The sequence below is a fragment of the Syntrophorhabdaceae bacterium genome (genome assembly GCA_035541755.1).
Classification (GTDB): Bacteria; Desulfobacterota; Syntrophorhabdia; order Syntrophorhabdales; family Syntrophorhabdaceae; genus PNOF01.
The window spans coordinates 1-8,043 of sequence record DATKMQ010000013.1 but is presented as its reverse complement, the minus strand read 5'-3'; the positions used below and the strand labels follow the sequence as shown (position 1 = coordinate 8,043).

At 48.3% G+C, this 8,043-nt stretch carries 10 protein-coding genes; 8 read left to right on the top strand and 2 right to left on the bottom strand.

Annotated elements, in window-relative coordinates:
- Window positions 1-344: 344 nt before the first annotated feature.
- Entirely contained in the window at window positions 345-761 is a 417-nt protein-coding gene (locus VMT62_01060; protein ID HVN94994.1) for an isoamylase early set domain-containing protein, read from the top strand.
- A gap of 209 nt (window positions 762-970) precedes the next feature.
- On the opposite strand, the gene VMT62_01055 is transcribed toward VMT62_01060, so the two are convergent.
- Window positions 971-1,441 carry a methylglyoxal synthase gene (locus VMT62_01055; protein ID HVN94993.1) on the bottom strand — a complete coding sequence of 157 codons (471 nt, stop codon included), beginning with the start codon at window positions 1,439-1,441 and terminating at the stop codon, window positions 971-973.
- Between the two features lie 120 nt (window positions 1,442-1,561).
- Window positions 1,562-2,779 carry a DNA polymerase IV gene (dinB, locus tag VMT62_01050; protein ID HVN94992.1) on the bottom strand — a complete coding sequence of 406 codons (1,218 nt, stop codon included), beginning with the start codon at window positions 2,777-2,779 and terminating at the stop codon, window positions 1,562-1,564.
- 870 nt (window positions 2,780-3,649) lie between these two features.
- Here dinB and VMT62_01045 point away from each other — a divergent pair.
- The 7 genes from VMT62_01045 (at window position 3,650) to VMT62_01015 (ending at window position 8,025) form a co-directional block, all read left to right on the top strand.
- On the top strand, window positions 3,650-4,555 hold the full coding sequence (locus VMT62_01045) for a hypothetical protein (protein ID HVN94991.1): 906 nt from the start codon (window positions 3,650-3,652) through the stop codon (window positions 4,553-4,555).
- Between the two features lie 257 nt (window positions 4,556-4,812).
- A complete protein-coding gene (locus VMT62_01040; protein ID HVN94990.1) occupies window positions 4,813-5,157 on the top strand; it encodes a hypothetical protein in 345 nt (114 codons plus the stop codon).
- A gap of 10 nt (window positions 5,158-5,167) precedes the next feature.
- Entirely contained in the window at window positions 5,168-5,890 is a 723-nt protein-coding gene (locus VMT62_01035) for a hypothetical protein (GenBank protein HVN94989.1), read from the top strand.
- An 81-nt stretch (window positions 5,891-5,971) separates the two neighbouring features.
- Entirely contained in the window at window positions 5,972-6,373 is a 402-nt protein-coding gene (locus tag VMT62_01030) for a hypothetical protein (GenBank protein HVN94988.1), read from the top strand.
- Between the two features lie 490 nt (window positions 6,374-6,863).
- Entirely contained in the window at window positions 6,864-7,313 is a 450-nt protein-coding gene (locus tag VMT62_01025; protein ID HVN94987.1) for a hypothetical protein, read from the top strand.
- A 3-nt stretch (window positions 7,314-7,316) separates the two neighbouring features.
- Window positions 7,317-7,481 (top strand): hypothetical protein, encoded by a 165-nt coding sequence (locus tag VMT62_01020; protein ID HVN94986.1) that lies wholly within the window; start codon window positions 7,317-7,319, stop codon window positions 7,479-7,481.
- A 118-nt stretch (window positions 7,482-7,599) separates the two neighbouring features.
- A complete protein-coding gene (locus VMT62_01015; GenBank protein ID HVN94985.1) occupies window positions 7,600-8,025 on the top strand; it encodes a GIY-YIG nuclease family protein in 426 nt (141 codons plus the stop codon).
- Window positions 8,026-8,043: the final 18 nt, after the last annotated feature.

Here is an 8,043-nt window from a genome sequence, read left to right as displayed (position 1 = left end):
ACCAACCCTTTGGGAAAAGAGCTCGTGAGGTACTGTAATTTGGTTCCTGTTTGCGTAGTCATACTGTACATTATCGCACTGATTTACAGACATGTCAAGGTTATTCTGTATAATTGTGCTTATATGTCCAGTATACCTGTCCTCTGCTCCATTAATTTACAGAATAGATCTTCCTGAGACCATAGGGCATCCTCTGCTTATTCGGAAGCATTCATGGTTTTCATTATTGGGGCAGTCCAGCCCGACGTTTCGAGCATCGTTGACGCGCCATCAAGCCGTACTTATATTGGTGTTAAATAGAATAGATTGCACCAGTTCTCCATTTCAGAGGAAAGGAGTTCGACATGGCAAAGAAGGACCAAGGAAAGAAGAAGACCGGGAAAGCCACACAGGTCAATAGGTCGGCAAAAACTGTGAAGACGAAGGCAGTCCGTGCCAAGTCACCAGAAAGACCTGGGGTGAAGAAAACACAGCAAAAGGACACAACACATCTCCGAAGAAAACCGGGAACAACATTTACGCTCAGAGCGCCCCAAGCATCGCAGGTCTTTGTAGTTGGGTGCTTCAATGAGTGGAATCCCATGGCCAATCCGCTCGTCCAAGACGAGGATGGCACGTGGAGCTGCAGTCTATACGTAGAACCAGGAGAGCACGAGTACCGTTTTGTGGTGGACGGAGTCTGGTGTGATGATCCTATGAATATAATGCGTCGTTCCAATGAGTTTGGTACCCAAAACTGTATCATAGTCGTTGAAGGGTAAAGCTCTATCGGGACGTCCCGCGGCCTCAGGATTGAAACGCCCGTCCAGAATAATTCGTATGGATACGCTGCCCCATGAGAAGTTGTTAACCGATTTCCAGCCTGATTATGTTGTAGACAGCCCATTACCAAAATCTCTTCTTTCCGTTGATGCTCCATCAGGAAACACCGAATAAGAAATTGTAGAAAGTCCTGATTCAACTGTATAGCTCACCTATTGTTGCCTTCTATTTTCCGGGTGCGGTATACATCGTAATCGGGCACGAGCCGGTCGTAGTCGCTATCCATGAGCGGAGAGGAGATCATGAAATCAGCGGAGGCTCGGTTGCAGGCGATGGGGATGTTCCAGACAACCGCCATACGCAAGAGAGCCTTGACATCCGGATCGTGTGGGTGCGGCTCAAGCGGGTCCCAGAAGAAGATAAGGAAATCTATCTCTCCATCGGCTATCTTCGCCCCGATTTGCTGATCACCGCCCAGTGGTCCGCTCTGGAGTTTATTCACTTCGAAACCAAACTCCCGTTCCAACATCTGTCCTGTGGTTCCGGTAGCAAATATCTTGTGATGGGCCAAAAGCACCCGATTGTATTCCGCCCATTCGATCAAATCACGCTTCTTGTTGTCGTGCGCCACAAGCGCTATGCGCTTGTCGTGTTTCATGGTGATCTTCCTCTGAGTCATAGAGAACCTCCGTCTTTCATAAAAGAGATATTCTTGTTTTGGTGATTACAAGCAGTATACACAAAACTCGGCCCAAAGTCTAACGGAGAGACTCGGGCGGTTAAATGGGGCAGGTCATCTTCACGTATCGCTCTTTCTCACACCGGAGGGACGCCACGAAGGGGAGATCACCCCATGAGTCTCTTCCTCGGTGGCGGTAGACGCCCAAGTGATCTTCCGGTCACCGAACTTCTCGTTTACCGTGTCCATCGCGTGGAGCAGGTCTTCCCGGTGCTTAGAGTTAGACTCACCGAAGAGTGAGGACTGGATGGTGCTCCCGAAGGATGAGAGGGTAACCCCGAGGAGCCGTACGCTCGTGCGGAGACGTACGTTATCGAGGATAGAAAGGGCCGCTTTGTAAATAGTGCGGGTATCGTTCGTATGATCGGACAAGGTAGTCTGTTTGGAGAACGTCTTGAAATCGTTGTACCGTATGGTGAGGGTGATCTTTCTGCCCTGAAAGCCATATTTTCGTGCTCGCCGGCCAACCATCTCACTTAAGCGGAGGATCTCCCGTTCGATGTCTTGTCGCTTCCATATGTCATGAGAGAAGGTCCTGCTGTGTCCTATGGACTTGGGATCAGGGGTGGTGGCCTCTATGGGGCGCTCGAGTATTCCTTGACCCAAGGCCTTAAGATGCGCGCCCAGTACCCCAAACCTTTTTGTGAGAAGAGACAGGGGGTGAGCACCTAACTCCCCGCAGGTCGTGATACCCATTAAGGAGAGCTTCTCTTCCGTATGAGAGCCGATACCCCAGAGCTTTCTTACGGGGAGCGTATCGAGGACGGAGGGGACTTCCTCTGTGTCAATCCATCTGAGACCATCCGGCTTTGCAATATCGCTTGCAAGCTTGGCGATCGGCACATTGGGGCCAATCCCTATGGTACAGGTTATGCCGAGCTCTTGCTTGACTGTCTTCTTGATGGTTCTCGCGAGCTCTATCGGGCCCCCGAATAAGTGATGGGACTTCGTGATATCGAGAAACATCTCATCGATGGAGTATGTTTCCACATCAGGGGTGAACCGCTCGCAGATCTCCTCTAACCGGGCACAGACCTCACCGTACTTTGTGAAGTTACCCACAACGAAGATAATGTGCGGGCAGAGCTTCTTGGCTTTCGCAGGTGTCATGCCTGTTTTTACGCCATAGGCTCGTGCCTCGTAGGAAGAGGTCGTGATGACGGTCCGCTCCCCGGCGCCGGTTACGGCAATGGGCTTACCTCTTAAGAGAGGATTATCCTTTTGCTCTACGGAGGCAAAGAAGGCGTCCATATCCACACAGAGGATAATTTTAGACATGGATCATTATACACTGGCGGCCTGGAGAGGGACAAGAAGGAAGGATCGCGTGGGGGGGGGTGTCATCGTTTATTGCTTATCAGGGAACGGCTTCGCAATTGGTTCGCAACGGGTTGTTGCGAGCTTCTGGACATGTCCGTTGAGGCACTCTCAAGGCAAACCAAAAAGAAGGGGTGGACTGAACATATCCGGTTTATGCCTCAGACCCCGTATATTTCTTGAAGAGAGAACCTCCGGACCGGACAAAAGTCGTATTGGGGGGGTAGATTTGTATCCAGACCCGGAGGTATAGAGGCACGTGTGTATTTTTATGTACTATACACACCGCTATACTCCCCGTATATGATCTGAATCATACGGATACCCATCTCTGGGATCACATGAGATAAAAAAAGCCTCCGGGACCAGCCATGTTTGCGGAGTTGGTTTGGCTGAAAGACCCCCGGAGGAGAAGTAGAAGATCCTTTTGAGCTTGACGAGGGAGGCATCTTATCGATAACTCCCCCATGAAAAGGATCACTCCGGTCAAAAAACCCGAAGCTCGGAAGGTCCTGCCGAAAAATCGGGTATACCATGATCCCGGAGCTGTTTCAATGGATCGTTGAACGACCTTGGTCTCCAGTTCATGTCGGACACGGATGGATTTGAGGGGCGGGAAACAACTCTCCCTTTTTGACTGAAGTCCTTATTTTGCCCTTATTTCCTGGAGTAAACGCTTTCAAGCCGCAATTGTTGCATATTTTCATTGCCATTTTTAGATATGGCCTGTATGATAATAACCATACGAATAGAAAAGGCTTTCGTCTATCCGATTGATGGACGAAGGAATGCGCGGAAAGAACATTCATTATAGAAACGGGGGAGTATAATATGTTCAAGTCTTTACTTCTCGCTGCATTTATAACAACATTTGTGCTCAACGGTTGTGCTCCTCTCGTAGTTTATCCTACGTACAAAGACACCGTGAAGGTCTCAGTATCCGCGAACTCACCTCTCGTCCCTGTGGTGGCGGAGCGTCTTGGTGACAGCCAAGTTCTTGTGTCGCATGATTCCAATGCGGCCATTATGCTCCCCGTACTCTTTGGTCTTGGCGGTGTGGCGGTGTATGCGGCAGTTCAGGCAACACAGAGCACAACAGTACTAGACGCAAAATCAAACGTGCCAGACACAGAATCGAGCCCACCGGACACCGGAACAAGCTCAGCGGACACAAAATCAAGCCTCATGGTGAAGTTTGATTCAGAACTTTATGAGGCCTTCCTACGCAACGCATCTCGGGAGCCATATGCCTCCCGATACACATTCTCCGTCACCAGGTCCGAAAAACTGGAAGATATTTCCTTGCTTCCGTATGCCACCTTCCATGTATGGGACGACGCACATGCCTGGTTGTGGATCGAAGTTGTTGCGAGTTTTAAAGATGAATGGGGCGGCATGCACTTCAAGCACTATTGCAGCCGTGACGAAACGCGGGCGTTCTCGGGTAGTGGTGGCTGGACAGGCAACAACGGAGCCATATTCAGGAAGGCTACAGCACGGGCACTTGACCGAATTGCCGAAGTTATCCTTCGAGACATGCTTGGAGAGTGCACCAGGCCGACCGATCACAATAAGCAACAAGAAATCCAGTGGAAGCCGGTAGATGAAAAGAACCCGAGAACATCGACCATACTATGCGAAGGAACTGACTACTTTGTGATTGGGTCGTCAATTTACCTGCTTATCGTTGATCGTTCGTTAGAGCCCGTTATTCCTGGCCAGGAGCCCGGTCAGTGAGTTGGTCCGGCAAATGATACTGTTCTCTTCCGATAAACTGGAAAAAGCCCTTGTTTCTGGAAGTGTTGATTCTTGGCAGAAGACTAAATATGTAATTCTGTATCTTGCGATCGGGGCATTGTCTGGGGAATTCCCTTTACTCATTCACCTCATAGTGCCGACTTTCGGACCTGCCGCTCCTCCCTTCACCACATTTTTTTCGCTGGTACCCGCCGTACTGGCCACGGTAATAACGTGCATAGGAGTGAGAAAATGCTATGTTAGTAAATAGGTCTGCTGATGATCAGGATTTTGTATCGAGACTCTTTATTCTATATTTTCCTGCAGGCTTGAAAGTCTTTGCCGTCATAGTATTACTTATAATAGCAACAGCCGTGTTATCAGTCGAAAGTGCTTTCCCCCGCACATCTCGTGATATTACCGAGCTCAAGACGTATTTCGTCTATTTCCTGTATATTACGGTTCCGTTCATGACATGGCTATTTTTCTTTATTCTCTACAGATCATTTAAGAGACTTGCAGGGCTTATAGTTGAAGGAAATAAGGCTCCGAATGACGCCTTGCAATCGACAGCCGAAAAAACGGTTAATGGCGTTTACTGAGGAGGGATTTATGAAAACGTTTATGATCGTTCTTCTCGCAGCCGTGACTATTATACTCCCGTCAATTGTGCTGGGAGATGAGTCAAGAAAATGGCCTGACGTTAATCCGATTTACGCGAGAGAGACTGTTCTTCATTTCTCCTATCCTTTTGAGACTCATCAGATGTGTGAAATCCTCACGGTGAACAAAAAGATTGCGTACCTACTCGACTGTCACTTGGGGCATTACTTTTCCTGGGAGTATACGTACGGTCCCGATTTTGATTGCCGATTACGGACAGAACAGCCGGACACAGAGAGGTACAAGTTTAGTGATGAATTTCCTGCACTTTCATATGACAACCTGCTGTCCACTGCTCCGAAGCAGCAGGGTCCTCAAGACACTCGTGGAGAGTTTCTTTGGGGCCTTCTGCAGCCGAATTGCGCTCGTTACCCCGAGTATGGAAGGATACGGCATTTCAGACTACGCGGCATGGAGTTGACGCTCGCAATAAAACATGTGGAATTCGGTCTACGACTCAAGAACGACCCGCTGATGGATTACCGAACTAATACGATTACGAAGCTTGATCTGCAGGTTACGGTTAAACAGGACCCGGCCGCCCTGTCGCCGACGGCCGAGTGGACAAGGTATGCAGCTCCGCCATTGGCCCATCAACAGACGAAAGAAGGTTCGCACGATGATGCTCGTGATTGTAGCAAAGTACTGGTCCGACATGAGGGACAGCCGTGACGGCTGCAAGTTTGCTGGTAGTTAATCAAACCACGGTCTATGGAGTTCGATGAAAGTATAATGATATTTTCAGGTGAATAGATGACGACGAGAAAAACGATGGGCCTCGCTGTAGAGATTATAATAGTCGCGATGACGTGTGTTCTGTGTATTCTTGGCGCATACTTTCTCAGCGATGCCCTGCGTGTACCGGTAGATCCAGGGGTGTGGATCCTCGCGTCCATTATAATTTTTGTCAGCGTTCTATCCGGGTACTACAATCGGTTCAAGAAGCACATGCAGAGATCAGTTCAGACGGACCATGCCACCGAGAAGAAGACTATGGGTCTGTTTCCGGCGTCCGCAATAGGCATCGTTCTTTTCGCTGCATCCGTGTTTGGTATCTATTTGCTGGTAACGGCCTCATACGGATTCGGCATCGGCATTCTCCTGTTATCCGGTATAATGAGCCTTTTGTTTCTGAGCAAGTTGCGAGCCCGCTGAGGGAAGAAGGAAGATGGTTTGATCCGTCCCCTGAAAGATCCACTGCCGAAAAACGCATATCGCGGCAGGAGATAGTCCATCCGGAGCTTTACGATACAAGCGATAACAGGCTATAGACGCACGGAATTGGCTCAACCGGGGAGCTTGATTGACAAAGAAGAGAGAAAATACAGCTTTTGTGATGGTTTGTACACCGAAATAGAAGCTACTAAACATTGATGTGGTTTGCGATCGGAAAAGTTCAATAATCGGCCGTACCACACTATAAAGGATCACTACGTACGGAAACCCGACAGGTGTGATTGGACAAAGACTTCCTACTGGCTTACAATGCTGATTCTGGCCGATTTTGCAAAAATTCCCCTCCAAATGGTAACAATGGATATTTTCTATGTTGTATTTCTTAGAATGCAACGATATAATATTAAAAAAAAATAGAAGAATCGCCAGTTGCTGTATTAATTGCTAGGTCCTGACGAGGAGACGCGCAGTGACAAACGGGAACGATGAGGCGGAGAGAACGAGGATCTACGAAAAGACGAGAGAAGACTTACTTACTCGAGACTTATCGAATACAGAGAAGTACGATAATGCAATCCTCACTCTGTCTACAGGCGTCTTGGCCATTTCCTTGGCATTTATCAAAGACATAGTGCCTTTGGATAAATCCCAGTGCCTCTTCCTACTCAAGGCTTCCTGGTGGGTATTCGGACTTTCTATCGTTTCCACTCTCTTGTCGTACATTCTGAGTCACTTCGCAATAAAAAGGCAACTAAGATATGCCGAAAAGTATTATCTTGATAAAAAAGAGCGATATTTGAGGAAAAAGAACCGGCCCAAGACTTGGACCGAGTTCCTAAACTGGGCGTCAGGGGTACTCTTCATCGCCGGCATTGTGACCACAATTTGCTTTGTTTCGCTCAACCTTAAAGGAGGGTGAATTATGGAAAGAAATACTAAAAAACCTATCACCAAGGTCAGCAGCGCAGTCCAGAAAAAAGCCGCTACCATTCCTGATATGCAACCGGTCAAGCCTGGCTCTTCTAACAAACAACCCGGTACTCAAGGCTCACAATCTGGGGGAAGCACCGAAAAACCTAAAAAATAAGCTGGTATAAAAATTTGATTGAGTCGACCCGTTCGCGCGGGTGGTCAGCGTATGTTGAACATTTTGCTTATGAAAGTAGTTGTATTGATATATCATCAGCTAACGTCAAAATACCACTATGAAAATCCAGACGCCTGACAATCAATGGCTTCAGTATCTTCAAGATGCCTACCACCAACTGCTTTCTGCTGCTCCGTTCCCTTTTTCAAAACTGACGCCGTCTACCATCCCTGCGGTTTCCGGTGTTTATGTCATAACTGCAAAACTCGATGGAAAACATGTCCCCTATTACGTGGGCAGAAGCAAGAATTTGAGGCAGCGGCTATACAAGAACCACTTGATGGGACCTCTCACGAACGCACGTTTAAAGAAATACCTCATCAAGTCCGGCGAATGTGGGTCTTTGCACGAGGCAAAGGAATTCATAAAAGCATGCTGTTGGGCTCGATGGATTGGAGAGCCGGACATAAGAGTAAGGGGTGCAATTGAAGGCTACGTTACCGGAATGCTTTTCCCCAAGTATGGCATCTATGAGGAGCATTAGGCACATCGCGTCGGGAAG